Origin of the sequence: Flavihumibacter stibioxidans (assembly GCF_014332695.1) — a bacterium.
Lineage (GTDB): Bacteria > Bacteroidota > Bacteroidia > Chitinophagales > Chitinophagaceae > Flavihumibacter > Flavihumibacter stibioxidans.
Genome location: NZ_MBUA01000032.1, coordinates 1 through 25,671, shown reverse-complemented (window position 1 = coordinate 25,671; position 25,671 = coordinate 1). Strand labels below are relative to the sequence as shown.

17 protein-coding genes and 1 pseudogene are annotated in these 25,671 nt (G+C 48.1%); 5 read left to right on the top strand and 13 right to left on the bottom strand.

Annotation, left to right across the window (positions count from 1 at the left end; genetic code table 11):
* Positions 1-20 precede the first annotated feature (20 nt).
* The 3 genes from BC349_RS19670 to BC349_RS19660 are packed head-to-tail and all read right to left on the bottom strand — an operon-like array spanning position 21 to position 3,179.
* Complete coding sequence (locus tag BC349_RS19670; RefSeq protein WP_187258509.1) at positions 21-1,331, bottom strand: M28 family peptidase; 1,311 nt, start codon at positions 1,329-1,331, stop codon at positions 21-23.
* A 47-nt stretch (positions 1,332-1,378) separates the two neighbouring features.
* Positions 1,379-2,110, bottom strand: a complete 732-nt coding sequence (locus BC349_RS19665; RefSeq protein ID WP_187258508.1) for a LytR/AlgR family response regulator transcription factor — start codon at positions 2,108-2,110, stop codon at positions 1,379-1,381.
* Between the two features lie 13 nt (positions 2,111-2,123).
* Positions 2,124-3,179 (bottom strand): sensor histidine kinase, encoded by a 1,056-nt coding sequence (locus BC349_RS19660; RefSeq protein ID WP_187258507.1) that lies wholly within the window; start codon positions 3,177-3,179, stop codon positions 2,124-2,126.
* Between the two features lie 193 nt (positions 3,180-3,372).
* Between BC349_RS19660 and dxs the strand changes: the two genes are divergently transcribed.
* Positions 3,373-5,301: a 1-deoxy-D-xylulose-5-phosphate synthase gene (dxs, locus tag BC349_RS19655; protein WP_187258506.1), complete on the top strand. Its 1,929-nt coding sequence runs from the start codon at positions 3,373-3,375 to the stop codon at positions 5,299-5,301.
* 28 nt (positions 5,302-5,329) lie between these two features.
* Here the strand turns inward: dxs and BC349_RS19650 are convergent, their stop codons facing one another.
* The 5 genes from BC349_RS19650 to BC349_RS19630 form a co-directional block, all read right to left on the bottom strand.
* Positions 5,330-6,133: a segregation and condensation protein A gene (locus tag BC349_RS19650; RefSeq protein WP_187258505.1), complete on the bottom strand. Its 804-nt coding sequence runs from the start codon at positions 6,131-6,133 to the stop codon at positions 5,330-5,332.
* 104 nt (positions 6,134-6,237) lie between these two features.
* The gene (locus tag BC349_RS19645) at positions 6,238-7,281 is read right to left on the bottom strand and encodes a DUF3078 domain-containing protein (RefSeq protein WP_187258504.1); all 1,044 of its coding nucleotides are present in this window, start codon (positions 7,279-7,281) and stop codon (positions 6,238-6,240) included.
* Between the two features lie 77 nt (positions 7,282-7,358).
* The gene (mscL, locus tag BC349_RS19640) at positions 7,359-7,760 is read right to left on the bottom strand and encodes a large conductance mechanosensitive channel protein MscL (RefSeq protein ID WP_187258503.1); all 402 of its coding nucleotides are present in this window, start codon (positions 7,758-7,760) and stop codon (positions 7,359-7,361) included.
* Between the two features lie 143 nt (positions 7,761-7,903).
* Entirely contained in the window at positions 7,904-8,467 is a 564-nt protein-coding gene (gene frr, locus BC349_RS19635; protein WP_187258502.1) for a ribosome recycling factor, read from the bottom strand.
* 39 nt (positions 8,468-8,506) lie between these two features.
* Positions 8,507-9,634: a glycosyltransferase family 4 protein gene (locus BC349_RS19630; protein WP_187258501.1), complete on the bottom strand. Its 1,128-nt coding sequence runs from the start codon at positions 9,632-9,634 to the stop codon at positions 8,507-8,509.
* A gap of 199 nt (positions 9,635-9,833) precedes the next feature.
* On the opposite strand from BC349_RS19630, the gene BC349_RS19625 reads away from it, so the two are divergent.
* Positions 9,834-10,670: a transketolase gene (locus BC349_RS19625; protein ID WP_187258500.1), complete on the top strand. Its 837-nt coding sequence runs from the start codon at positions 9,834-9,836 to the stop codon at positions 10,668-10,670.
* Between the two features lie 27 nt (positions 10,671-10,697).
* On the opposite strand, the pseudogene BC349_RS20250 reads toward BC349_RS19625, so the two are convergent.
* From BC349_RS20250 to rbfA, 3 genes and pseudogenes are all read right to left on the bottom strand, one after another.
* A pseudogene (locus BC349_RS20250) lies at positions 10,698-10,967 on the bottom strand (four helix bundle protein); the annotation flags it as partial.
* A 10-nt stretch (positions 10,968-10,977) separates the two neighbouring features.
* Positions 10,978-12,201, bottom strand: a complete 1,224-nt coding sequence (locus BC349_RS19615) for an FtsX-like permease family protein (RefSeq protein ID WP_187258499.1) — start codon at positions 12,199-12,201, stop codon at positions 10,978-10,980.
* Between the two features lie 24 nt (positions 12,202-12,225).
* Positions 12,226-12,609, bottom strand: a complete 384-nt coding sequence (gene rbfA, locus BC349_RS19610) for a 30S ribosome-binding factor RbfA (RefSeq protein ID WP_187258498.1) — start codon at positions 12,607-12,609, stop codon at positions 12,226-12,228.
* A gap of 96 nt (positions 12,610-12,705) precedes the next feature.
* On the opposite strand from rbfA, the gene BC349_RS19605 reads away from it, so the two are divergent.
* From BC349_RS19605 to BC349_RS19595, 3 genes are all read left to right on the top strand, one after another.
* Complete coding sequence (locus tag BC349_RS19605) at positions 12,706-14,526, top strand: ABC transporter ATP-binding protein (protein WP_187258497.1); 1,821 nt, start codon at positions 12,706-12,708, stop codon at positions 14,524-14,526.
* Positions 14,527-14,552: 26 nt separating this feature from the next.
* The gene (locus tag BC349_RS19600; protein WP_187258496.1) at positions 14,553-16,667 is read left to right on the top strand and encodes a S9 family peptidase; all 2,115 of its coding nucleotides are present in this window, start codon (positions 14,553-14,555) and stop codon (positions 16,665-16,667) included.
* A gap of 126 nt (positions 16,668-16,793) precedes the next feature.
* Positions 16,794-17,306 carry a GNAT family N-acetyltransferase gene (locus BC349_RS19595; protein ID WP_187258495.1) on the top strand — a complete coding sequence of 171 codons (513 nt, stop codon included), beginning with the start codon at positions 16,794-16,796 and terminating at the stop codon, positions 17,304-17,306.
* A 16-nt stretch (positions 17,307-17,322) separates the two neighbouring features.
* Here BC349_RS19595 and BC349_RS19590 read toward each other — a convergent pair whose 3' ends face one another.
* Entirely contained in the window at positions 17,323-18,414 is a 1,092-nt protein-coding gene (locus BC349_RS19590) for a PorP/SprF family type IX secretion system membrane protein (protein ID WP_187258494.1), read from the bottom strand.
* A 10-nt stretch (positions 18,415-18,424) separates the two neighbouring features.
* Positions 18,425-25,666: an HYR-like domain-containing protein gene (locus BC349_RS19585; RefSeq protein ID WP_425489749.1), complete on the bottom strand. Its 7,242-nt coding sequence runs from the start codon at positions 25,664-25,666 to the stop codon at positions 18,425-18,427.
* Positions 25,667-25,671 lie beyond the last annotated feature (5 nt).

The window sequence follows — 25,671 nt, the reverse complement described above, 5'->3', positions numbered from 1 at the left end:
GTGCAAAGCGTAAAAGCGCTTTAACGTAAGTCTGAGGTATTCACCCGCGAAGGTGTATCCTGCCCTGCCACAATGGTCCTGGAACTGATGGCAATGGCACGGATGATACGGGTCATGTTCTCCATATCAAGGGTTTCGAATTCGTCATCGGCAGTATGATAATATTTTTCGCTGTCCATCTTGGAAGTGGAGATGGTATGCGCCGGCACGCCAAGTCTTGCCAGCGTTGCATTATCGGAACGGTAGAAAAGCTGCTGGTCGGGATAGGGATCTGGATGAAAAGTGAAACCGGAACCCTGCAGGTTCTTTGCCAGGATTTCGCCCATATTGGTTTTATCGTAACCTGTTATGTAGGCAGAATTAGTGCCCCATTTGCTTTCGGTTCCGATCATCTCAATATTGAACATGGCCATCACCTGTGCCGGATCAAACTGGCGGGAAAAATAGGTAGCTCCGTACCCGCCGGATTCTTCAGCCGTGAAGGCTGCAAAGATGATGGTGCGTTCGTTGTTATTAAGCTGTTTGAAATAGTTGGCCAGCATGATCACTGCAGTTGTTCCGGCCGCATCGTCATTGGCGCCATTGTAAATGGAATCGCCATTCAGTGGTTTTCCGATACCCAGGTGATCGTAGTGACCTGAGAAAATCACATATTCATTTTTACGTGATTTGCCGGGTAAGATACCCACCACATTGCTCAGGGAAGATCGCTCAATGGTATGCGTTGCGTCAACCCGGAAAGCAGATGGCTTGTCCTGCCCCAGGATAAAAATGGTACTGGTAGCGGTTTCCATCATCTGCCTTTTGAAGAAGGCCAGCCGGGGAAAGTTTTTTGAAAAAGATGTATCCACCATCACCAGCCTGTTCTTTCCTGAGCCGATATGTTCATTTGCTTTCTGGAAAATATTTGCACCCTTTTCGATGGACACTATTTCATAACCAGATTCAGGGGTAACAGAAAGAGTTGGCTGCCCTGTTACCACGACAAACTCACCGGCGGGCAGATCACGGCCATCAATAACCGCAGTTGCGCTCACCTGTGTGGGTTTCAGCATGGAAAAAGTTTGCAGGTATCCATTGCCGTTATCCGGTCTCTGCAGCCCAGCTTTTTCAAACTCTGCGGCGATAAAAGCGGCGGCCTTGTCGATTCCGGGCGAAAAGACTTTGCGGCCGGCCATATCATCGGCAGACAGTGTTTTCTCTATCCGGCTGACTTCATGGATATCAATTGTTGGTTCACCGGAAGCGGCACCGGGTTTGGCAGATTTACATGCGGAAAAACCAAGGGCGATCACCAGCGCCCACAAGGCGTTAGAACGTATATTTCTCATACTAAATTTTAAAAAATTCACCATTCACCATTCACCATTCACCATTATCAAAGACTCATCATCTCCTTGAATTTCACCGTCTGCCTGCGGCTGACTTCGATTTTCTCGCCGCCTTTCAGTTCGAGCAGGAGACCGCCATTGAAATACGGTTCAATCTTTTCGATCAGGCGAAGGTTCACGATATGCTTGCGGTTGGCGCGGAAGAATACTTTCTCATCGAGCCGCTCTTCCAGGGCATTAAGCGATTTCAGGATCAGGGGTTTATTATTGCCGAAGAAAACCTTGGCATAGTTGCCCACACTTTCAAACAGCCGGATGTCACTGAGTTTCACGAACCAGCAACGTTCACCGTCTTTTACAAAGACCTGGTCGTTCTCACTGAGCAGGCTGCGGTTGCTGCTGATGGCCGGTGCCATGGCTTCCTTCTCCTCCGCAATATGTAGTTTATTGATCGAATCTGCCAGGCGTTTGGTATCCACGGGCTTCAGGAGGTAATCCAGCGCATTTACTTCAAAAGCCTTCAGCGCATACTCATCATAAGCCGTGGTGAAAATAACATGGGGAGCTTTTTCGAGCTCACTCAGCATATCGAAACCGGTTTTACCCGGCATCTGGATGTCGAGGAAAACCAGGTCGGGTTGCAGGTTCTCGATTACCTCAATGCCTTCTGCGGCATTGGCGGCTTCTCCCACTACTTCGATCTCGGGAAAATCCTGCAGCAGTTTACGCAATTCGGTCCGGGCCAGTCTTTCATCATCTATCAGTACAGCCTTTATCATATGTCGGGGTTTATTAGGGGGTTGTAACCGGGATCTTTACACGTGCTTCCACCATATTGCCGTTGGACTCGCGGATACTGAAATCGGCCTTATTGCCAAAGAGTAACTGCAATCGGTTACGGGTACTGCTGATGCCGAATCCGTCACCGTTGATATGTCCGTTCAGCCGGCCGGTATTTTGTACCAGCAACTCATGGTAATCGTCCCTGAAATCTGAAATAATCCTCACTACCCCGCCCTTCATCTGCTTGCCGATGCCATGCTTGATGGCGTTCTCCACCAGGGTCTGCAGCATCATCGGTGGTATCGGCTGGTCCAGGGTATCTTCATCCACGGCATATTCCACCTGCAGGCGGTCTTCAAACCGGATATGCTCCAGGGCCAGGTAATCGCGCACAATATTCAATTCCTTCTCCAGGGGAACAGTCTCCGATTTCTCCGATTGCATACTGCTCCTGAGGATATTGCTGAGTTCGGTGATGGCATCCCGCGCGCGGCCGGGGTTCTCATCTATCAGTGCCCGGATACTGTTGAGCGCATTGAAAATAAAATGCGGATTGATATGTGCTTTGATAGTCTTCAGCTCAAGTTCCTTTACCAGGGCCTCCAGTTTGAGGGTATCAACTTCCTGCTTCCGGCTCTTGGCCACATAATGGTAAATATAGTAGATCAGGGTCCAGGGAATGATAAACAGGCCGATGTCCAGGGTCGATGCCATTAATTTGGTGGAGAATTCAATTTTCCGCGGAGCATCCGACTGTACATTAAAAGTTGAAATAAGTCCCATGTATAAAAGACTACAGGCCAGACTGGTAACTACGATGGCAATAGCCATCCGGGGAATCAGTTTTTCCACCGGCAGCATCAGCCAGCCGCTCTTGCGGATAAAGGCCCGTAGGATATGGGTGGTAAAAATGCCGGCCGAAAAGATCAGGAACAGCCGCATAAAGAAACGTCCATCGATTCTGGCTGGTGAAAAAGTATAGGCAAAAAAGAGCATGGACAGGACAACAAATGTCCAGCCCATCACCTGGCAAATCCAGTAATATTTTAATCCGCGTGGCAACATAGGTACAAAACTAGCTGTTTGAAACAGCACTAATATACTGAATTGTATTAATGGCCAAATAGAATGGAGCCGGGGCAATGTGTCAGGATGACCGGCAGTCAACCAAAACAGGCATTGTTTGTTAAAATCTTTACGCTGAACTATCCGGCTGACACTGGATCGTTCTGTATCTTTGATTCTTTATATATACTGAATGGAAATTAAACCGGGTCCCCTGCTGCAACACATCAATTCTCCGGCCGATCTCAAAGCCCTGGGCAAGGAACAATTGCACCAGGTTTGTGATGAGTTAAGGCAGTACATCATCGATGTGGTGAGTGTACATGGCGGCCATTTTGCAGCCAGCCTGGGTGTGGTGGAACTCACTACCGCCCTTCATTACGTGTACAATACACCCTATGACCAGTTGGTCTGGGATGTGGGCCACCAGGCTTATGGCCATAAGATCCTGACCGGGCGCCGCGATAATTTTGCCTCCAACCGCAAGTACGGCGGATTGTCGGGCTTTCCCAAACGCACTGAAAGTGAATACGATACCTTCGGTGTGGGGCATTCTTCCACTTCCATTTCAGCCGCCCTGGGCATGGCCATCGCTGCCAGGTATAAGGGAGAAGACCGTAAATCAGTGGCCGTTATAGGGGATGGATCCATGACAGCCGGAATGGCCTTCGAAGCCATGAACCATGCCGGTGTAGCCGACTCTGATATGCTGATTATCCTGAACGACAACTGCATGAGTATCGACCCGAATGTGGGCGCCCTCAGAGAATACCTGACCGATATCACCACTTCCCCCACTTACAACAAGCTGAAAGACGATATCTGGAAGGCTTTGGGAAAACTGCCGGTTGGCAAGAATTTTTCGAGGGAAATTGCCAGCAAGATGGAGCATAGCATCAAGGGTATGGTCACCAAGAGCAGTAACCTGTTCGAAGCATTGAAAATCAGATATTTCGGCCCCATTGATGGTCATAATATCACCAAACTGGTGGATACCCTGCAGGACCTGAAAAACATTCCCGGTCCCAAGATCCTGCATGTAATTACCGTAAAAGGAAAAGGATACGAACTTGCGGAAAAGGACCAGACCAAGTGGCATGCACCCGGACTCTTTGACAAGATCACCGGTGAGATCTACAAGAAGAAATTTGACCTGCCCCAGCCACCCAAATACCAGGATGTTTTCGGCCATACCTTATTGGAAATGGCGGAAACTAACGATCGCATCTTCGGTATCACCCCGGCAATGCCCTCAGGTTCTTCACTCAAGATAATGATGGACAAAATGCCTGACCGCGCCATTGATGTGGGCATCTGTGAACAGCATGCAGTAACTGTAAGTGCTGGTTTGGCAACCCAGGGCATGAAGGTCTTCTGCAATATTTACTCTTCCTTCATGCAGCGCGCCTATGACCAGGTGGTGCACGATGTAGCGATCCAGAAACTTCCGGTGGTATTCTGTCTTGACCGGGCCGGACTGGTAGGCGAAGACGGACCCACGCACCATGGTGCTTATGATATCCCCTATTTCCGCTGCATTCCCAATATGATCGTCAGCGCGCCAATGAATGAATCCGAACTGCGTAACCTGATGTACACGGCCCAACTGGAAAGCACAACCCTTCCCTTTGTGATCCGATATCCCCGTGGGGAAGGTGTTATGCCGGAATGGAAGACCGAACTGAAGGAGCTGGAAATCGGCAGGGGCCGTAAATTGAAAGATGGTGAAGAGATCGCAGTGCTCAGCTTTGGACACCCTGGAAATTTTGCCGCCTCCGCTATCCGCGAGGTAAAGCAATATGGTATCAATGCAGGCCATTACGACATGCGCTTCGTGAAGCCCATCGACGAAGAAATGCTGCACGAGGTGTTCCGCAAATACAACAAGGTCATCACCGTGGAAGATGGAACTGTCGTGGGAGGATTTGGTTCCGCGGTGCTGGAGTTCATGGCCAGACATAACTACCATGCACAGGTTAAAATACTGGGTATACCCGACCGCATCGTGGAACATGGAACACTGAAGGAATTACACCGTGAATGTGGTTATGACCTCAACGCCATTGCCGACACGCTGAAAGATATGATGAAGGAAAAAGTAAAGGTGAGCATCCTGCAATAAATGGATTCAGCGCGGGTTAAGAGAATAATTATCCGGCTGCTGGTTCCTGTGGGAATATGAATTCGAAATTATCCTCTTCCCGCTCATCGTTCCATTCCACGATGAAGTTGTTTCTTCCCTCCCCTGTCATGATCCGCATGTATTTCTGCTGGACCAGTTCGAGCATGCTCAGGAAAGAGAAAATGGCGTGAATGCGGTTTTCACAATGTTCAAAGAGTTTTTCGAAGGAAAGCGTTTTCTGAACCCGGCAGAGTGCCAGCACGTTTTCACGGCTTTGTTCCATGGTGTAATTGTATTGCACCACGGTATGCACCGGTTTGTTATTCCGGTCGTACACTTTTTGCATCACCTTTTCAAAGGCCTTCATTAGTTTGAAAAGGGTAATCTGCTGGATTTCGGTGCCCTCAGAAGCCTCTTCACCGATGGTTCCCAGTTCACGGGTAATATTACCTCTCTTGACCATTAGCATCCGTACGGCTTCCATTTCAGCCAGTTCAGCCGATGCCTGTTTGTATTTCCTGTATTCCAGCAGTTTTTCAATCAGTTCCTGCCGGGGGTCAATTTCATTTCCCTGGGCATCTGTTTCCTTCCTGGGCAGGAGCATTTTTGCTTTGATCCTCATCAGGGTGGAAACAAAGAGGATAAACTCGCTGGACAGCTCAATATTGAGTTTTTCCTGGCTGTGGATATAGGTCAGGAAATCGTTGATGATCCGCGTAATGGGGATGTTATATATATCCAGTTCATCGCGCTCAATAAAGAACAGCAGAAGGTCGAAAGGACCCTCAAACTGGGGCAATTTGATCTGGTAGGATATCTGTTGAGCGGCCATTTTTTTTCAAATAATACCCCCCGAAAACCCGGGGGCCGGGAAAGATACAATTTTTATGCGTCTGACGCGCGTCTGACGTACGTCAGACGCGCGTCAGACGGGTATCAGAATTTGGCAGAAAGGCCTACGCCCAAAAGGGACCTGATCTGGGTACCGGCTGAATTGCCATCCGGGCCGAATTGCCTTACGTCATCATCATATATGAGATCGAGGTTATATGTTACACTCAGGAACTTGTTGATCTTCATGGAAACCGCATTGGTCCAGAATACATCAATATTCTTGGGCTTTGCTTTATTCTTTTCATCCGTTACCGGATCGCGCTTGCCAAGGTAGTTACTGAAAAGATCAAGCCTGGATTTATATGTAACATTTTTAAGTACCTCCTTCATAAAACTGGCAGAGAGATATGCACCCGCTTCCATTGAGACTTTCCGGTTGGGGTTTACACCATACAGTGCAGACAATGGGGTTTCCTTTCCCCCATCAGGCAGGGGGATATCACCATTCTGGTAATAATAACTCAGCGGGTCATTGCTCACGATAACCCACCTGGCTGAAATGGGTGAAAACAACACACTGAAGTAACTGTTGGGTTTCCATTCAATACCGGGAGAAACCAGCAGATAAGCAGGCGCAAATAAGCCAGACACCCGCCTGCGGATGCCTTTATTCAGGTAATCATAATCGTACCCATCAGTCATCTGTGTTCGAAGGTTGAATACCCCGGCCAGCGCCCAATGATCATTCAGCTTTTTGCCTGCCTTGCTGTAAAAATCAAACTTGTCATCGGTTTTACGGGTACCCAGTGAGCTGGTTTTTTGTAATGCATATCCAAGGTCAAGTGTATTATCCCAGAAAAAATCACCCTTTTTCTTATTAGCGAAAAGGGTGGTATATCCGGCCACTGAAAATGATGATTTTTCCGCACCAGCAGCCCAGTTGCTGGAACTTCCCTGTGCAAGATTCAGGGAAAAGAGGCCACCTTTCCTCCAGCCTTTTTCATTGTATTTATAGGTAGTGTCGTCAAATGTATTACGGGAGGATTCCATTTTCATCCTGGAAACGGCTTCATCCTGTGCCCTCAGGCCGGAGCAGAAAAAAATCCCTGCAGCCACCATGGTAATAATCCTTTTGTTGACAGTCATACAATAGTTTTTTGAGTAAAAAAAATGGGCCTTTTGATGCTAATCAAAACGCCCATGCAAATATACAGGATGATTTACTATTTCTTTCTGAGTTCGTCCCTGATTTCGGTCAGCAGAACTTCCTGTGCGCTGGGACCGGCAGCTGCATTCGGGTCCTTACGCAGTACGGCCTTAATGAACAGGTAACACACAAATGCAATAATCATGAAATCCAGCACCGATGTGAGGAATAGTCCATATTGAAAGGCAACGGCTTCCCTCACCACAGCGCCGGAAGCATCCTTCTCAGCCTCTTTAACTACCCATTGCATATGAGAAAAGTCTTTACCGCCGGTGAGTAAGCCCAGAATCGGTGAAACCAGTCCGGTGGTGAAACTTCCGACCAGCTTTGAAAATGCGGTTCCCATTAAAAAACCAATGGCAACATCAACCAGACTGCCTTTGGTGGCAAATGCTTTGAAATCGGAAAGGAATCCCATAAGTAAGTATTTAAGGTTATGATTGGAAAATAAAATCCGTTAACAATATAATCAATTGCATCTGACTCCCCATCGGGGACAGGATCTATTTATTCACAAACCCACTACTTACCACTAACGACGCATTGCCTCACAACACCCCATCACACCACCATAATCTCCTTCTCCTTGGCCGCCAGGTGTTTCTCAACCAGCAGAATGTATTTATCAGTCAGTTCCTGGATATCCTTTTCCGCATCCTTTGCGGCATCTTCGCTCAATCCGTCTTTCTGAAGTTTTTTGATGTGCTCAATTGCATCGCGGCGGATATTGCGGATGGCTACTTTGGAATGTTCGCCCTCCCCGTTACATCTTTTCACCAGTTCCTTGCGGCGTTCTTCGGTCAATGGCGGCAGGAACATGCGGATAATCACCCCATCGTTCTGCGGGTTGATCCCGATATTTGAATTGATGATTGCCCTTTCGATGGGTTGCAGCATGTTCTTTTCCCAGGGCTGCACAGTGAGTGTACGCGCATCCGTTGCCATAATATTGGCCACCTGGGCGATGGGTGTGGGGGAACCATAATAATCTACCACAATTCCATCCAGCATTTGCGGATTGGCTTTACCGGCCCTGATTTTTACCAGTTCGGCTTCCAGGTGGTTGATCGCTTTCTTCATGGAATCGCCCGCATCATCCATGATCATAGATAATTCTTCTGACATTTCTTTTCAATTAATCGAGGCAAAACTAAGGAAATGCAGTTATTTCTGCCGCAATACCGTGTCTTCTGCAAGTGGAACAATACGTGGCGGGGACTTGTCTTCCACTTCGCCACTGGGAGTAACGAATAGTCTGGGCCGTCTTTGCCTGGCGTAGTACATTAAGGCAATCAGTGTAAAGAATATGCCAAACAGGATACCCATAAGGAGGGTAGACCCAAGGTCCCGGAAAATAAATGAAACCGCCACACTGATTGCATTGAGCGCCAGCAGTAGTATTGCTATGGTACGGTGTGAAAAACCATTGTCCAGAAACAGGTGATGAATATGGTTTCTGTCCGGTGAGAATGGCGACCTGCGCTGGAACATCCTGATGGCGAATACCCTTAAAGTGTCCATCAGGGGAACCATCAGGATACCGAAACCCACTGCCGGTGAGGCGCTTATCTGGTAGGCAGAACTTGTGGTTGCGGCGATATTGATGAATTTAATCACCAGCACAGCGTTTACCAGTCCCAGTAAAAGAGATCCGGTATCACCCATGAATATCCGGGCTGGCTGGAAATTAAAAATCAGGAAAGCCAGGATAGCTCCTGCCATGGAAAATGCCAGCACAGCATCAGCCGTATGGCCGATGCCCACGAAATAAATCCCGAATACACTGGTGGATAAAAGGCCCAGGCTACCTGCCAGTCCATCGATCCCATCAATCAGGTTAAAGGAATTAATGATCACGATAACAGTCAGGTAGGTGAAGAGCAGGCTGAAGGAGTCGGGTAAATTATAGATTCCGAGAAAACCATGCATGCTGGATATCTGGAGGTTTCCGTAATAAATGACTATAAATGCGGCCAGGACCTGGCCAATGAATTTTTTAACCGGCGAAATAATGATGATATCGTCTTTCAATCCGAGGTAAAATATCACCACAGTGGCCGCCAGGTAATACTGGATATCCTTTCCTTCCTGGAAATTGGCGATCAGCAATGTTGCAAAAACGAATCCGGCGAAAATTCCCAATCCACCCAGGGCAGGAATTGGGGACTGATGAACTTTTCTTTCATCCGGAATATCGTATAACTTTTTCATGGCCGCCACCCTGATAATAACAGGAATTGCCAGGAAAGTAATTGCAAAGGATAGTGTTAAAGCAAGTATGACATCAAACATGAACCATTGTTTGTTCGTTCGCGAAAATAAGTCCAAAATGTTATCTGTGCCTTAACAAATAACAATATAACCATAATCCACCATAAAAAATCGGGCCATTAGCGGATTACTTTATAAACGCAGGCATCGGAAGTTTAGTCTAAAAATTGCGTAGACAGATCCCGTTAAATGGGTTAGATTTGCCCCACAAAATTTGTATATGGCTAGTTTACAGGAGATTGCCTCACAAATCAGGCGAGATATCGTAAGGATGGTACACGGTGTATCAAGTGGTCACCCCGGTGGATCCCTGGGTTGTACGGATTTTATGACCGCCCTGTTCTTTAAGGTGATGAAACATGATCCGAATTTTAATATGGATGGCACCAATGAGGATCTGTTTTTTGTTTCCAACGGCCATATCTCTCCCCTGTACTACTCTGTACTGGCCCGCTCCGGTTATTTTGACATAAAGGAACTGGCAACTTTCCGTAAACTGAACAGCCGTCTCCAGGGGCATCCGGCCACGCACGAGCACCTGCCGGGCGTCAGGATTGCCAGTGGATCCCTCGGTCAGGGAATGAGTGTGGCCTGCGGCGCTGCGCTTACCAAGAAGCTGAATGGCGAATCTACGGTTGTTTATTCCCTGCACGGTGACGGAGAACTTGATGAAGGCCAGAACTGGGAAGCAGCCATGTTTGCCGCCCATCACAAAATAGACAACCTGATCTCAACAATCGACTGGAACGGGCAGCAAATCGACGGTCCCACTGCCAAAGTGATGAACCTCGGCAGCCTCGATAAAAAATTTGAATCTTTCGGTTGGGAAGTGTTGATTCTTGAAAAAGGGAATGATGTGGACGCCATCGTTGCGATGCTGGAGAAGGCCAAAACCTTCGTCGGCAAGGGTAAGCCCATTGTAATCTTAATGAAAACAGAAATGGGTAAGGGTGTGGATTTCATGGAAGGCAGCCACGAGTGGCATGGTATTGCTCCCAATGATGAACAGCTTGCCAAAGCGCTGGCACAGCTGGAGGAAACGCTGGGGGACTATTGATGGTGAATGGTGAATGGTGGTTAGATAACCAAGATCATTTGCTATATCAAGCGCGGCATCAATTTCGATGACAGAACCACGTGCAATTTGATAAAATCTTTTTCTTTCGGGAATAGTACCCCTGGAAGACCCTTCGGCCATATTGAGTTGAACAGATATTGCAGCCCTTCGGATTTGCGTCTGGAGGCCGAATCTTTCAATCTCTGGTAGTAGTGCTGCAAGACTGTAACATTCTCGTACAAGTTCCCTGATTACGATATAGGTATCCAGCTTTTGGTGATTTAACTGTAAAATCACCCTTCACCATTCACGATTTCAGCTCCACCCTCTCCCCTGCCGCCTTCCGGGCGGGGAACCATGCAGCCAGGAAAGCCACCAGTATAACGGTACCGAGTACCAGCAGGAAGTCGCGGGCAAGAAATTTCACGGGGTAATAATCAATGACAAAACTTCCGCCCTGAAGCATAACCAGTTTGTATTTTACCTGGGCCCAGCAAATCAGCAAAGCCAGCAAGGTTCCGGCAATAGCACCAATTCCTGCCAGCAGGAATCCCTCAGTGATGAAAATAGATTGAATGCGACCATTAGAAGCTCCCATGGCCTTTAATACCTGGATGTCCTTCTGCTTTTCCAGGACAAGCATCGTCAAGGAACCGATCATTGTAAAGGCCGCCACAACCAGAATAAGTGACAGTACTCCATATATGACCCATTTTTCCAATTGCATGATACTGTAAAGCCCCTGGTTCTGTTCATATCGTGTAAGCACCTTATATTCAGCGCCTAACAGCCTGGCAATCTGGTCCTTAACAGCTTCCTCATCAGCGTTTTCCTGCAAGGCGATTTCCAATCCGCCGTATTCGTCCGGGGCAAGGTTTAATATACGTTTCAGGAATGCCAGGTTGGTTAGCACATATTTATTATCGAAGTCCTGCTGAATGGCAAAAGACCCCGAGGTGTAGAGGTTTTCTGCACTCAGTGAGGCCATCGGGTCAGATACATTCAGGCTGGCGCCCCTCCTCGGAAGATACGCGGTAAGCGGAAGCAGTTCGCGGTCGCTCCATAAACCAAGGGCATTTTCAATACCGACTCCCAAAACGGAGGCGGGCTTGTCTTCGGTCCCCAGGTTGAACTCTCCCGCCTTTACCTCATCGGCCACAGTGGTAACATTCGTATATGAACTATCAACCCCTTTCAGGTAAACTATCGTCTGAGCCTCACCGTTTTGCAGCAAGGCCTTCTCTTCCATTACCAGCGACCAGGCACGCACGCCATCCATGCCGCCAATTGTCTTTAATTGTTTCTCATTTAACCGGATCAGCTTGCCATGGGCCGGGGTCACTTTCAGGTCGGTGTAAAATGTGGCGTATAATGATTTTACCAGCCCCTCGAACCCATTGAAAACACTGAGCACCACTATCAGTGATGCTGTGCCTACCACAACTGCCACCACACTGACCCATGCAATGATATTGATGGCATTGGTGGATTTTTTGGACTTGAAATAGCGCCAGGCAAAGAGGAAATTCAAGATATATCGGTTTGTTGCTATATATTAATCGGCGGATTTTTCAGATCCAGTTTCATCCTTATGGATCTGCCTGAACAGCTCTTCCATTTTAAACACATGGTCAAGTGTTTCATCCATATAAAACTGCATCTCCGGTATCCTGCGAACCTGGTGCTTGATGGAGGCTGCCAGCTCGCGCTTTATTTCCCAGGCCCGGTCTTCCAGCTTTTTCATGGCTGCCCTGGGGTCCGGTACCTTGAACAGGCTGATGTAGATCCGGGCCTCCAGCAGGTCCGGGGTCATTTTCACCGAAGAAATGGAGACCATCCCCCCATCCATCATGGTCAGCCCCAGGTGCTGGAACACCCGGTTGAGCACTTCCTGGATTTCTCCCGCCACCTGCTTCTGTCTTTTCGTCTCTTGTTGCATACCTGTTAATATGATGTTTAGGCAAAGATGCGAAGAAATCGGCACCCTTCACACCCCAAATTAATGTAGGTTTGCAGTTTCTATTAGCATTACAGAATGAAAAAATTTGCTCGCATTTTCAAATACCTGGGCGATAAAAAAGGCAACATCCTGCTTTATTTCCTCTTCAACTTACTGTCAATTCTCTTTTCACTGGTTTCACTTGCCATGTTGGCCCCTTTCCTCCAGCTCCTGTTTGGTAAAGAAAAGCTCTTAACCGCAGAGCCGGCATTTGAATGGACGGCTGCCGGTGTTATGCAATACATGAAATTCCAGCTTAGCCACCTGATCAGCGATAACGGTCCGGTTTATGCGCTGGCAGCCATCTGCATAACGATCATCATATCCATCTTTTTCAAGAACCTCTTTCTTTACCTGGGACTGAGGGTCCTGACCCCTATGCGCAACCATGTGATGACAAAACTGCGGGCAGAGTTGTACAGCAGGATCCTGCAGTTGCCAATTGGGTATTTTACAGAACAGCGCAAGGGTGATATCATCAGCCGCATGAGCAATGATATCAACGAAGTGGAATGGAGCATCATCGGCGCTATGGAAGTTTTGATTAAGGAACCACTTACCCTGATCATCGTAGTAGTGTCGCTAATATTCCTGAGCCCGGCACTTTCCATGTTCCTGCTCATTTTGCTGCCGCTGACCGGATTTGTGATCGGCAGGGTCAGCCGCACACTGAAAAAGCAATCCAACACTGCCCAGGAACAACAGGGACTATTATTGTCGGTGCTGGATGAAACCCTTGGCGGCATGCGCGTCATCAAGGCTTTTAATGCGGAGAAGCTGATCTCGGGCAAATTTTCCGGCATCAATAAATACCTCAACCATGTGCGGAATATGATGAACTTCCGTCGCGACCTGGCATCACCCATGTCGGAATTCCTGGGAGTAATGGTATTAACTGCCATTCTCTGGTTTGGCGGAAGGCTGGTGCTGAACAACCAGGCCGGACTGGAAGCAGATGGTTTTATCACTTACATTGTATTTTTCACCCAGATCATCAATCCGGCAAAAGCATTTTCCAATGCCTTTTACAATGTTCAACGCGGAAGTGCAGCCATTGCCAGGATAGAAGAAATCATTACGGCTCCACTGAAAGTGGAAGAGGCCCCGGATGCAAAACCGCTCCATTCCTTTAACAGCAGCATTGAATTCAGGAATGTGTCATTTGCCTACGAGGATGCCATTATCCTCGATGACATCAACCTTGTGATTGAAAAAGGGAAAACCATAGCGCTGGTGGGATCATCCGGCTCCGGCAAATCAACCCTTGCTGATCTGGTACCCAGGTTTCATGACGTAACAAAGGGAGAGATCCTCATCGATGGTGTCAATATCAAGAGCTACACCCTGGAATCGGTACGGGAACAACTCAGCATTGTTACCCAGGAGCCGATCCTGTTCAATGATACTATTGCCGCCAATATTGCGCTGGGTAAACCCGATGCCACGCAGGCGGAAATTGAGCATGCGGCAAGAGTAGCCAACGCGCATGACTTCATTTCGCATAAGGAAGATGGTTACCAGACCAATATCGGCGACAGGGGAAGCAAACTGAGCGGGGGGGAAAGGCAAAGGCTGACTATTGCCCGCGCCCTGCTGAAAAACCCGCCAATCCTTATACTGGATGAAGCCACTTCTTCTCTGGATACAGAAAGTGAAAGGCTGGTGCAGGATGCCATCGATCATATGATGCAAAACCGCACCAGTATTGTGATTGCCCACCGCCTGAGCACCATCCGCCATGCTGATGAAATCATTGTGCTGCAAAAAGGAAAGATTGTGGAGAGAGGTAACCACGACAGCCTGATCACCCAGAACGGATTTTATAAGCGGTTGGTAGATATGCAGGAGGTGAAATAAATTTGATTCCTAACAAAATACACTACATGAGACAAACCATCTTGTTTGCCCTGGCGATTGTTTTTAGCATCAGCTCGCAGGCCCAACAGAAATCCATCACGTACGAACAGGCATTCAAGGGAGCGCCCACCAATCTTATGAAGCCGCTTCCCAACATTACCAAATGGCTTGATGGCAAATATTATTACGAAACGCTTACCGAAAACAAAACTGTCAAAACCTTTAAGGTTGAGGCCAAAACAGGAAAGGCAGTTGAGTTCAGGGATACCGCCGGTGGCGTGAAATCGGCCCCGGTTCCAGCCATCGCCATTGTGGGAGCCCGCAACCAGACAGCTTCACCTGACGGAAAATACTTCGCTTATACCAAAACGGATAACAATCTTTACATCCAGGAAATTGCCACGAAAAAAGAAACCCGCCTTACCAGTGATGGCAATGATTCTGTATTGAACGGTTATGCTTCCTGGATTTATTTTGAGGAGATCCTGGGCCGTGCCAGTCGCTACAAGGCTTTCTGGTGGAGCAATGACGGCAGGCACCTTGCATTTATGCGTTTTGATGAAAGCGGCATGCAGGCCTTCCCGATCTATGTGGCCGATGGCCAGCATGGTTACCTTGAGAATAACCGTTACCCCAAACCGGGTGATAAAAATCCGGATGTCAAAATCGGTATTGTGTCACTTGAAAACGGCAATACAACCTGGGCCGATTTCAATCCAAGGGAAGACCAGTACTTCGGAACACCGGTATGGGCGCCCAATGGCCAGTTATGGGTATCCTGGATGAACCGTGGTCAGGATCAGCTGAAAGTGTATAGTGTGGATGTAAACAACGGCGGCAAGACCCTGGTATACGAAGAACAGCAGAAAACATGGATCGACCTGGATGATAACGACCGTTTTGAATTCCTTGCTTCCGGAAAAGGTTTTATTCTTCGCAGTGATGCCAGTGGCTGGCGTCACCTGTACCTGCATGATATGACAGGTAAAAGATTGGCCACATTAACTTCAGGAGACTACACCGTTGGTGAAATCTTTAAAATAGATGAAAAAGCCAAACGTATTTATTTTGCCGCCCGCAAGGAAAACAGTGCCCGCACAGACCTATACAGTGTTGGGCTGGACGGCCAGAAAATGATCCGGCATTCATTTGGTGATTATTCCTTCAGGGGCATGCAGATCGCGCCGGATAACAAATCATTTATCACCACTTATTCCAACCTTGCCACCCCGCCCAAAATGGCGCTTGTGGATATGAAGGGAAAAGTAATCCGCGAACTGGGTGATGCAACCGGACCAGATGCAGGAACCTACGCATTACCAAAAAAAGAACTGGTACGTGTAAAATCTGCTGACGGCCTGTTTGACCTGCCTGTGCTGATCACTTACCCCATCGGGTTTGATCCAGCCAAAAAATATCCAGTGATCGTAAACATCTATGGTGGTCCCAATGCAGGCACCGTTTATGATACTTACCGCATGATGGGAACTGATATCTGGTGGGCACAGGAAGGCCTGGTGCAGGTGGCCATTGATAACCGCAGCAGTGGCCACTTTGGTAAGAATGGTATGAATTTCATCCATCGGCAGCTTGGCAAATACGAAATTGAAGATTATATGAGTGCGGCCAAATGGCTGGGTTCACAGTCATGGATAGACGCTACACGAATTGGTATTACCGGCGGCAGTTTCGGCGGTTATATGACGGCCATGGCCCTTACCTACGGTTCTGATGTATTTACTCATGGTATTGCCAATGCATCTGTAACAGACTGGAGCCTGTATGATACACATTACACAGAACGTTTTATGGACACCCCGGCGGAGAATCCTGAAGGATATAAGATCACTTCTGTAATGAATTATGCCGATCGTTTGAAAGGCGTGTTGCGTATTGTACATGGAACAACCGATGATAACGTGCATATGCAGAACAGCGTTCAACTCATTAACAAACTCCAGGATCTTGGAAAGCCATTTGAGATGATGATCTATCCGAACGAGCGTCATGGCATTGGTGCGAATGTTCGTGCAAAGCGCGACCACCTTGTATCAGAAAATGCCAGTTTCTTCTATAAGCATTTGTTGAAGAAACCTGTTCCGGAAGTATTCTGGAAGCAGGGTCAGAAGAAAGGATTTTAGTTGATTGCGTTTGGGTTAATTCAGGTAGTAACCAAATCATATAAAAAGTGTGCCGGTGTTCCGGCGCACTTTTTTTCTTGATGACCTGGATTTCATCCACGTTGGTCAATTTCATAACTTCGGTTGATGGCAATTGAACAGGCAACATTAAAAGATTTGAAGGAGCTGACAGCACTTGTCAACAGCGCCTACCGGGGAGAGTCTGCCAGGCAGGGATGGACAAATGAATCTGACCTGCTGAGAGGTGGTGTCAGGGTAACGGAGTCGGATGTGGAGGAGATGATCAGCTCACCGGATTCCATGATACTTAAATACACCGAAGGTGGTCAGATTACAGCCTGTGTTTACCTGAAGGAATATGAATATTATCTGTATCTGGGTTTGCTTACTGTATCCCCGGAACTTCAGGGAAGGGGTACCGGTAAAAAACTTTTACAGGAAGCTGAATCGCAGGCGAAGAGATTGGGCAAGAGTTCGATTCGCATGACTGTGATCAGTATCCGGAAGGAATTGGTGGAATGGTACAAGCGGCACGGTTACCATGACACAGGTGTTCGAGAACAGTTCCCTTATAAGGCCGGTTATGGTGAACCAAGCCAGGACCTGGAATTTTTAGTACTTGAAAAAAGATGCGACTGATTTTTAGCCCAGCTGGTTACTTCCATGGCGGGCAGTAAATGACACCTGTAAGTTCCTTCAGGTCGCGGAAGATAACAGACACTTCCCATGTACTTCTTATGCCAGGAGAATCCTTCAGTTTTGATATGAGCACATCATAACTAAAACCCAGTTGCAGGTTCTTATACGTTGCGCCAACGTAAGGCACTATGGCATTTTTGGACCAGTACCATACACCTGCACTCAGGCTGGTGTTGAACTCTTCATCCAGTATATAACCAAGTCCCCCTCCTACTGAAAAATAGCTGGCAGTAGTCTGGCGCTGGTAAATACCATTTGTGGTCAGCACAACAGACTCGCTCAGGTTTCTTTCATAATTCGCATGTACCACATAACGTGTGGCAAGCCGCTCCTTTTCATCCTTAAGGAAGGTTTGCCGGGGCCTGTTAACATGAAAGGCGGACATACCGAAATCGAAATTGGCGATATCATTCTGGTAGGAATAAGTAAGCCCTACACTACCAGACAAATAAGGTTTCATGTTTGACAAGGCTGATTCACCGGAAGGCATGTTAACGTCAAATCCGCGGCCATTGTATTGTTCGCCAAATGTAGCGCGGGACCAGTCCATCCTTTTGTGCCCATAGATTAGTCCGACTCCGGCACCTACATAATGACGGCCCAATCCTTCTGCTACCAGGATATTATAGGACACATTCGCAGATCCGTAGGTACTCTTCAACACTCCGCTCATGGTCTTATCATACATCAGCATGCCACCAGCGCCAAAACGCTGACCTTCAGACAGCCTGCCCTGCAAAATTTTTGAATCAAAAGAAATGGTTCCCGTCATATAAGGAGCCGTAGGTCCTATCCACTGGTTCCTGAAATTCATGATCGTGCGCCAATCGCCGTTGATATTGGCGGTGAGTGCCGGATTAACATTCAGCGGGGAAGCCCAGAATTGCGAGAAGTTCGGATCCTGGGCCTTAAGCTGACAAGCTGTTGTAATTGAAACAAAAACAAGTACAGATCTGACATGACCCGCATGCAATACAGTATTTCCCGACTGCCTGGCAAACCGCAGGAGGTCCAGAAGTAAAGTAAATAATTGTACAGATGTTTTCATACGCAATATTTTATCGCATCAATGCTACCAGTCCGGTCACTTTAAATATTTCTCCATTAATGCCAACAGCTTCGGCCGTCCAGGTATATGTATCGATTGGTTGAATTGCTCCTTTATAATATCCGTTCCATCCCTGCCCGATGGTTTTTGTTTCGTACACCAGTTCACCCCAGCGGTTGAACACCCTGAAGTGCCTGAGTTCCCTGACATTGATAGTGAATGGGAACAGGAGGTCATTCCTGCCATCACCGTTAGGGGTCCAAACAGTTGGTACATGCAGTGTGGGCCTGGCACCTGGCTCAGTGCTGTTTATAATTTCAACCCGCATGGTATCTACCGTAACACAACCGGCTTCGGAACGCATTTCGATTTTGTATTCAGTTCGTTTGTCGTAGTTGAATACTGGATCGATGATATTGTAGCGGCTGAGGCCTCTTGGCGGGAACCAGTTGAACATGTTATAGTTGTCGCCAATATTCCTTCCCTGCAACTGGGTAGGCGTATTGGAAGTGGTGAATACAGGCGGCAGGTTTTTACCATCTATCGGCAAGGTGATCCAAACTGTGTGGGCAATTCCCTGAACGGTGTTTGTACAGTTCCTGTCTGTCGCAGAGAGCATGGTATAAGTTGTGGTGGCAGTAGGTTTAATATTCAATCTGTACACATCACTGTTGATATTGTTCACACTATGCGTCTGACTGCCATCGGAATAAGTAAACGAGAATGGAGCCTGTCCCTTGAATCGAATGACCAGGTTGGTACTCAAACCAAGACAGAGGGAATCCGGAGCGTCGACACTTATTTCAGGCAGTGCGTTCACAGTAACTGTAACGGGTTTTATCGTAATACAACCATTGCCATTCACAGCCCTGATAAAATAGGTGCCGGACTGGCTGATGGCATTCGGATTATTCAACGGATTGGTAGCATTGGCATTCATCCAGTAACTCAGAGAAAGGCTGGCATCACTGCCAGTCGTGATAGCAGGTGAGGTAATATCAACAGTGGACGGGGTACATACTGCAGGCGGATTGGTCACCTGCAATGCTGGGGTAGCCCATACGGTTATGTTTACAGGTCGAACAATGCTACAGCCGAAGGAATTAATCGCCCTGATATAGTAGGTGCCGGATTGAGTCACGCTGTTTGCGTTGTTCAATGTTTGGGTAGCATTGATATCTCTCCAGTAACTCAAAGTCAGGTTGGCATCACTACCGGAAGTAACTGAAGCGGCGGTCAGGTTTATGTTTCCTGGGGCGCAGACAGGGGCAGGATCATTGATGACCAGGTTCGGCTGCGGATTAACAGTTACTACAACAGACCTGATGATTTCACAACCTGTGGCAGCAATTGCCCTGATATAATAAGTACCGGAACTTACGCTGGAAGGATTATTCAACGGCTGGGTTGCAGACTGATCAGCCCAGTAAGTCAGATTCAGTCCGCTTTCGCTGCCATTGGTAACAGCCGGATTGGTGAGATCCACAGTGGCAGGGGCGCACACAGTCTGGTTATTGGTAACCAGGTCTGGCAATGGTATAACGGTAACGCTCACCTGCCTGATAACGGCACAACCAGTAGAAGCTTCTGCCCTGATATAATAAGTACCAGTATTAACACTTGATGGATTATTCAGGGAACGGGTTGCGTTCTGGTCTGTCCAGTAAGTAAACACCAGGTTGGCATCACTTCCTGCTGTAACTGCCTGGCTGGTTAAATCTACCGTTGCGGGTGCACAAACCGTTTGGTCAATAGTCACCAGGGTTGGCAATGGAAGGATTGTAACATCCACGGATTTGATCACGTAACATCCTGAGGCAGCCGTGGCCTTGATATAATATGTACCGGAGCCTGCCCTGGCCGGGTTATTCATCGGCTGGGTAGCATTGGCATCCATCCAGTAAGTCAGGTTCAGGTTGGCATCGCTTCCTGCGGTCACGGCCTGGCTGGTTAAATCTACTGTTGCAGGTGCACAAACCGACTGATTACTGGTAATAAGTACCGGTAAAGCCATCACGGTAACTGTTACCGGCTTAATGATTTCGCAATCATTTGTATTTACAGCTTTAATATAATAGGTACCGGAGCCTGCCCTGGTCGGATTATTCATCGGCTGGGTAGCATTGGCATCCATCCAGTAAGTCAGGCTCAGGTTGGCATCGCTTCCTGCAGTGACTGCAGGGGTTGTCAGATCCACTGTTCCGGGTGCACAGACACGCTGGTCAACAGTAACCAGAATTGGTAATGTATTTACGGTAACTGTAACAGGAAGAACTACAAAGCAGCCATTGGCAGCGGCGCCACGGATATAATAGGTTCCTCCGGAAACTGCCGATGGATTCAGCAAGGATGATGTAGCAGCTGCATTAGTCCAGTAAGTATAGGACAGGTTAACATCACTTCCGGCAGTAACAGCCGGATTGGTAATATCAACTGTAGCCGGTGCGCAAACTGCTGCAGGATTTGTAACAAGCATTACAGGTGCGATCAGTTGATCTATCGTAACCGAAGTTTGTGCGATACAATCTTTTGCATCTTTCACCTGAACGGTATATGTTCCAGCAGGGAGGTTGGTGAATGTATTTGAGTTCTGGTAAGTTACACCTCCGTCGATACTAAACTGATAAGGAGTGAATCCCAGGGATGCCGTTGCGGTTATGGTTCCGCTGGACTGGTCGCAAGCGATCACCGGTGCATTTGCACTCAGTGTTACCGTACAGCAAAACTCTTTACCAAGTTCAACATCTGCCTGTGCTGTACAATTATTGGCGTCCTTGACGTGGATGGTGTAGTTACCGGCATCCAGGTCATTAAACAGATTGCTGCTTTGATAGGTGACACCACCATCAATGCTGTAGGAATAAGGTGCAGTACCATTCTGTGCAGTGACTGTGATGGTACCAGTTGTTTTATCGCAGGTGATATCAGGAGCGGAAAGATTCAGGTCAATAACAGAGATGTTTTGTCCCACTGTTATATTTAGTTGAGCGGTACAACCATTGGCATCGGTTACAGTTACAGTATAGGTTCCCGTAGCAAGGTTGCTGAGGTCCTTGGTGGTGGCACCGGTGTTCCATTCGTAGGTATATGGTGCAGTACCGCCGGTAACATTGATCTCTACAGCACCGGTTGAGCCCGTACAGGTGGTGTTGGTTACGGTTGGGGTGATGGTCAGGGTTTGGATGTCCTGGGTTACTTCGATTGTCTTCTCTGCCGTACAACCGTTGGCATCAGTGATCGTCACCGTGTAGCTGCCCGGAGCAAGATTGGTCAGATCTTCATCAGTTGAACCGGTGTTCCAGCTGTAGGTGTATGGTGCAGTACCGCCTTCAACGCTCAGGTCAATCGAACCGTTCTCAGCAGTACAGATCGCAGCAGTGATCAGTTCCGTGATCGTCAGGGTAACATCATCTGTGGCTACCGGTACATCCAGGGTAGCGGTACAACCATTGGCATCGGTCACCGTTACGGTGTAAGTTCCGGTAGCAAGGTTGCTGAGGTCTTTAGTGGTGGCGCCGGTATTCCATTCGTAGGTATATGGTGCAGTACCACCGGTAACATTGATCTCTACAGCACCGGTTGAGCCCGTACAGGTGGTGTTGGTTATGGTCGGGGTGATCGTCAGGGTTTGGATGTCCTGGGTTACTGCTATTGTCTTCTCTGCCGTACAACCGTTGGCATCAGTGATCGTCACCGTATAGCTGCCCGGAGCAAGATTGGTCAGGTCTTCATCGGTGGAACCGGTGTTCCAGCTGTAGGTGTATGGTGCAGTGCCACCGGTTACACTTACATCAATCGCACCGTTCTCAGCAGTACAGATCGCAGCAGTGATCAGTTCCGTGATCGTCAGGGTAACATCATCTGTGGCTACCGGTACATCCAGGGTAGCGGTACAACCATTGGCATCAGTCACCGTTACGGTGTAAGTTCCGGTAGCAAGGTTGCTGAGGTCTTTGGTGGTGGCGCCGGTATTCCATTCGTAGGTATATGGTGCAGTACCACCGGTAACATTGATCTCTACAGCGCCGGTTGAGCCCGTACAGGTGGTGTTGGTTATGGTCGGGGTGATCGTCAGGGTTTGGATGTCCTGGGTTACTTCTATTGTCTTCTCTGCCGTACAACCATTGGCATCAGTGATCGTCACCGTGTAGCTGCCCGGAGCAAGATTGGTCAGGTCTTCGTCAGTTGAACCGGTGTTCCAGCTGTAGGTGTATGGTGCAGTGCCACCGGTTACACTCACATCAATCGCACCGTTCTCAGCAGTACAGATCGCAGCAGTGATCAGTTCCGTGATCGTCAGGGTAACATCATCTGTGGCTACCGGTACATCCAGGGTAGCGGTACAACCATTGGCATCAGTCACCGTTACGGTGTAAGTTCCGGTAGCAAGGTTGCTGAGGTCTTTGGTGGTGGCGCCGGTGTTCCATTCGTAGGTATATGGTGCAGTACCACCGGTAACATTGATCTCTACAGCGCCGGTTGAGCCCGTACAGGTGGTGTTGGTTATGGTCGGGGTGATCGTCAGGGTTTGGATGTCCTGGGTTACTTCTATTGTCTTCTCTGCCGTACAACCATTGGCATCAGTGATCGTCACCGTGTAGCTGCCCGGAGCAAGATTGGTCAGGTCTTCGTCAGTTGAACCGGTGTTCCAGCTGTAGGTGTATGGTGCAGTGCCACCGGTTACACTTACATCAATCGCACCGTTCTCGGCAGTACAGATCGCAGCAGTGATCAGTTCCGTGATCGTCAGGGTAACATCATCTGTGGCTACCGGTACATCCAGGGTAGCGGTACAACCATTGGCATCAGTTACCGTTACGGTGTAAGTTCCGGTAGCAAGGTTGCTGAGGTCCTTGGTGGTGGCGCCGGTGTTCCATTCGTAGGTATATGGTGCAGTACCACCGGTAACATTGATCTCTACAGCGCCGGTTGAGCCCGTACAGGTGGTGTTGGTTATGGTCGGGGTGATCGCAATGATTTCGGAAACAAGATTATAGGTATATGTCCATTCATAAGTGTCACCGGAACAGTCGGTATAAATCCAGGTATAAACTTTTGTTCCATTACAAACCGGATCTGCACTGATGGTTGGGCCTGCAATATCCAATGAACGATTACAATTATCCAATACCACAGGAGGAACTGGCAGAACCTGAGCCTCAGACAAACTTGAAATTGTTGTGGAAGCATTTTCCGGCATAACCACTATCGGAGTACTGATGGTATAGGTATATATCCATACTTTACTGCTACCAGAACAATCTGTATACGAATAGGTATAAGTTTTTTCTCCAGAACATACCGGATCAGCACTTATTACAAGAGAAGGTGTAATTATCCGACCACAATTATCTGTAACCACCGGAGGCGTTGGTTCAACAGCAGCTGCAACACAAGGAACAACTAAACCATCATTGGCTGGCAACTCAAACGAAGGCTGATCAATTGTGTAAGTATACACCCAATCCCTGGTTACCCCATTACAATCAGTATAGCTGAATGTGTACACTTTTGTACCAGTACAGGCCGGATTTCCTCCTTCTGTCATGGTCGGCGTTATCGGACGACCGCAGTTATCTGAAACTACAGGAGGTGTAGGCTCAGCAGCATCAGCAATACATGAAACAGTTGAGAAACCATTATCCGGAATGGTAAATGCAGGTATACTGATAAAATAAGTATATATCCAAACATATGTTTGATCAGCACAATCTGTATATGTAAATGTATATATTTTCTCACCGGAACATTCGGGGGCATCACCTACAGAGACAACAGGGATAATATTACGACCACAATTATCAGTAACTGCGGGAGGAATAGGCATTATGGCATCAGTCACGCACGAAACTGTTGAGGATGCATTAGCAGGTAGTACGACAGTTGGTGGATTAATAGAATAAATGAAAGTCCAAATCGCTGGTTGCCCTGCACAATTTGAATAGGTAAACGAGTATATTTTTTCCCCTGCACACACCGGATCCGGACTTTCTGTCATAACAGGGGTAATCGGTTCGCCACAGGCATCGAGAACTAAAGGTGCAACAGGCAGCATAATTTCAGACAGACAATTAATAATCGCCGAACCATTTGCCGGTAAGGTAAATTCTGGTACAGGGAAGGTATAGGTATACACCCAGGTCTGGCTGGCCCCGGAACAATCCGTGTAAGTAAACTCATAGGTCTTCGTTCCTCCACAGGAAGGATCTGTACTTACCACAGGAGCAGATGGGACAAGCGTACGCCCGCAATTATCTGTCACAACAGGGGGAACAGGAACCACCGCATCAGCCACACACGCAACCACTGAAGCACCATCAGCAGGAAGCGTTACCGTCGGAGCACTGATGGTGTAAGTGTAGGTCCAGGTATAATCAACATTGTTACAATCAGTATAAGTGAACGTGTACACTTTAGTACCAGTACAGGCGGGGTCATTGCCAACTGTCATGGTCGGCGTAATCGGACGACCACAGTTGTCAGTAACTGTCGGTGCTGTCGGAGTTACCGCATCAGCCACACAAGCAACCGTAGATCCACCATCAGCAGGAAGCGTTACCGTCGGAGCACTGATCGTGTAAGTGTAGGTCCAGGTATAATCGACATTGTTACAATCGGTGTAAGTGAAGGTGTACACTTTAGTACCGGCGCAGGCAGGATCAGCACCAGCTGTCATGGTCGGTGTAATCGGACGACCACAGTTGTCCGTTACTGTCGGTGCTGTCGGAGTTACCGCATCAGCCACACACGCAACCGTAGATCCACCATCAGCAGGCAGCGTTACCGTCGGAGCACTGATCGTGTAAGTGTAGGTCCAGGTATAATCAACATTGTTACAATCGGTATAAGTGAAGGTGTACACTTTAGTACCGATACAAGCAGGATCAGCACTTACCACGGGAGCAGATGGCACAAGCGTACGTCCGCAATTATCTGTCACAACAGGGGGAACAGGAACCACCGCATCAGCTACACAAGCAACCGTAGATCCACCATCAGCAGGAAGCGTTACCGTCGGAGCACTGATCGTGTAAGTGTAGGTCCAGGTATAATCAACATTGTTACAATCGGTGTAAGTGAACGTGTACACTTTAGTACCAGTACAGACAGGATCAGCGCCAACTGTCATAGTCGGCGTAATCGGACGACCACAGTTGTCAGTAACGATCGGTGCTGTCGGAGTTACCGCATCCACCACACACGCAACCGTAGATCCACCATCAGCAGGAAGCGTTACCGTCGGAGCACTGATCGTGT

Excerpts from the sequence above, each read along its gene's own strand:
- frr (WP_187258502.1), bottom strand. The coding sequence starts at position 8,467 with ATGTCAGAAGAATTATCTATGATCATGGATGATGCGGGCGATTCCATG.
- mscL (WP_187258503.1), bottom strand. The coding sequence starts at position 7,760 with ATGGGATTCCTTTCCGATTTCAAAGCATTTGCCACCAAAGGCAGTCTG.
- BC349_RS19625 (WP_187258500.1), top strand. The coding sequence starts at position 9,834 with ATGGCTAGTTTACAGGAGATTGCCTCACAAATCAGGCGAGATATCGTA.
- BC349_RS19600 (WP_187258496.1), top strand. The coding sequence starts at position 14,553 with ATGAGACAAACCATCTTGTTTGCCCTGGCGATTGTTTTTAGCATCAGC.
- BC349_RS19650 (WP_187258505.1), bottom strand. The coding sequence starts at position 6,133 with ATGGCCGCTCAACAGATATCCTACCAGATCAAATTGCCCCAGTTTGAG.
- rbfA (WP_187258498.1), bottom strand. The coding sequence starts at position 12,609 with ATGCAACAAGAGACGAAAAGACAGAAGCAGGTGGCGGGAGAAATCCAG.
- BC349_RS19645 (WP_187258504.1), bottom strand. The coding sequence starts at position 7,281 with ATGACTGTCAACAAAAGGATTATTACCATGGTGGCTGCAGGGATTTTT.
- dxs (WP_187258506.1), top strand. The coding sequence starts at position 3,373 with ATGGAAATTAAACCGGGTCCCCTGCTGCAACACATCAATTCTCCGGCC.
- BC349_RS19665 (WP_187258508.1), bottom strand. The coding sequence starts at position 2,110 with ATGATAAAGGCTGTACTGATAGATGATGAAAGACTGGCCCGGACCGAA.
- BC349_RS19590 (WP_187258494.1), bottom strand. The coding sequence starts at position 18,414 with ATGAAAACATCTGTACAATTATTTACTTTACTTCTGGACCTCCTGCGG.
- BC349_RS19605 (WP_187258497.1), top strand. The coding sequence starts at position 12,706 with ATGAAAAAATTTGCTCGCATTTTCAAATACCTGGGCGATAAAAAAGGC.
- BC349_RS19670 (WP_187258509.1), bottom strand. The coding sequence starts at position 1,331 with ATGAGAAATATACGTTCTAACGCCTTGTGGGCGCTGGTGATCGCCCTT.
- BC349_RS19595 (WP_187258495.1), top strand. The coding sequence starts at position 16,794 with ATGGCAATTGAACAGGCAACATTAAAAGATTTGAAGGAGCTGACAGCA.
- BC349_RS19630 (WP_187258501.1), bottom strand. The coding sequence starts at position 9,634 with ATGTTTGATGTCATACTTGCTTTAACACTATCCTTTGCAATTACTTTC.
- BC349_RS19660 (WP_187258507.1), bottom strand. The coding sequence starts at position 3,179 with ATGTTGCCACGCGGATTAAAATATTACTGGATTTGCCAGGTGATGGGC.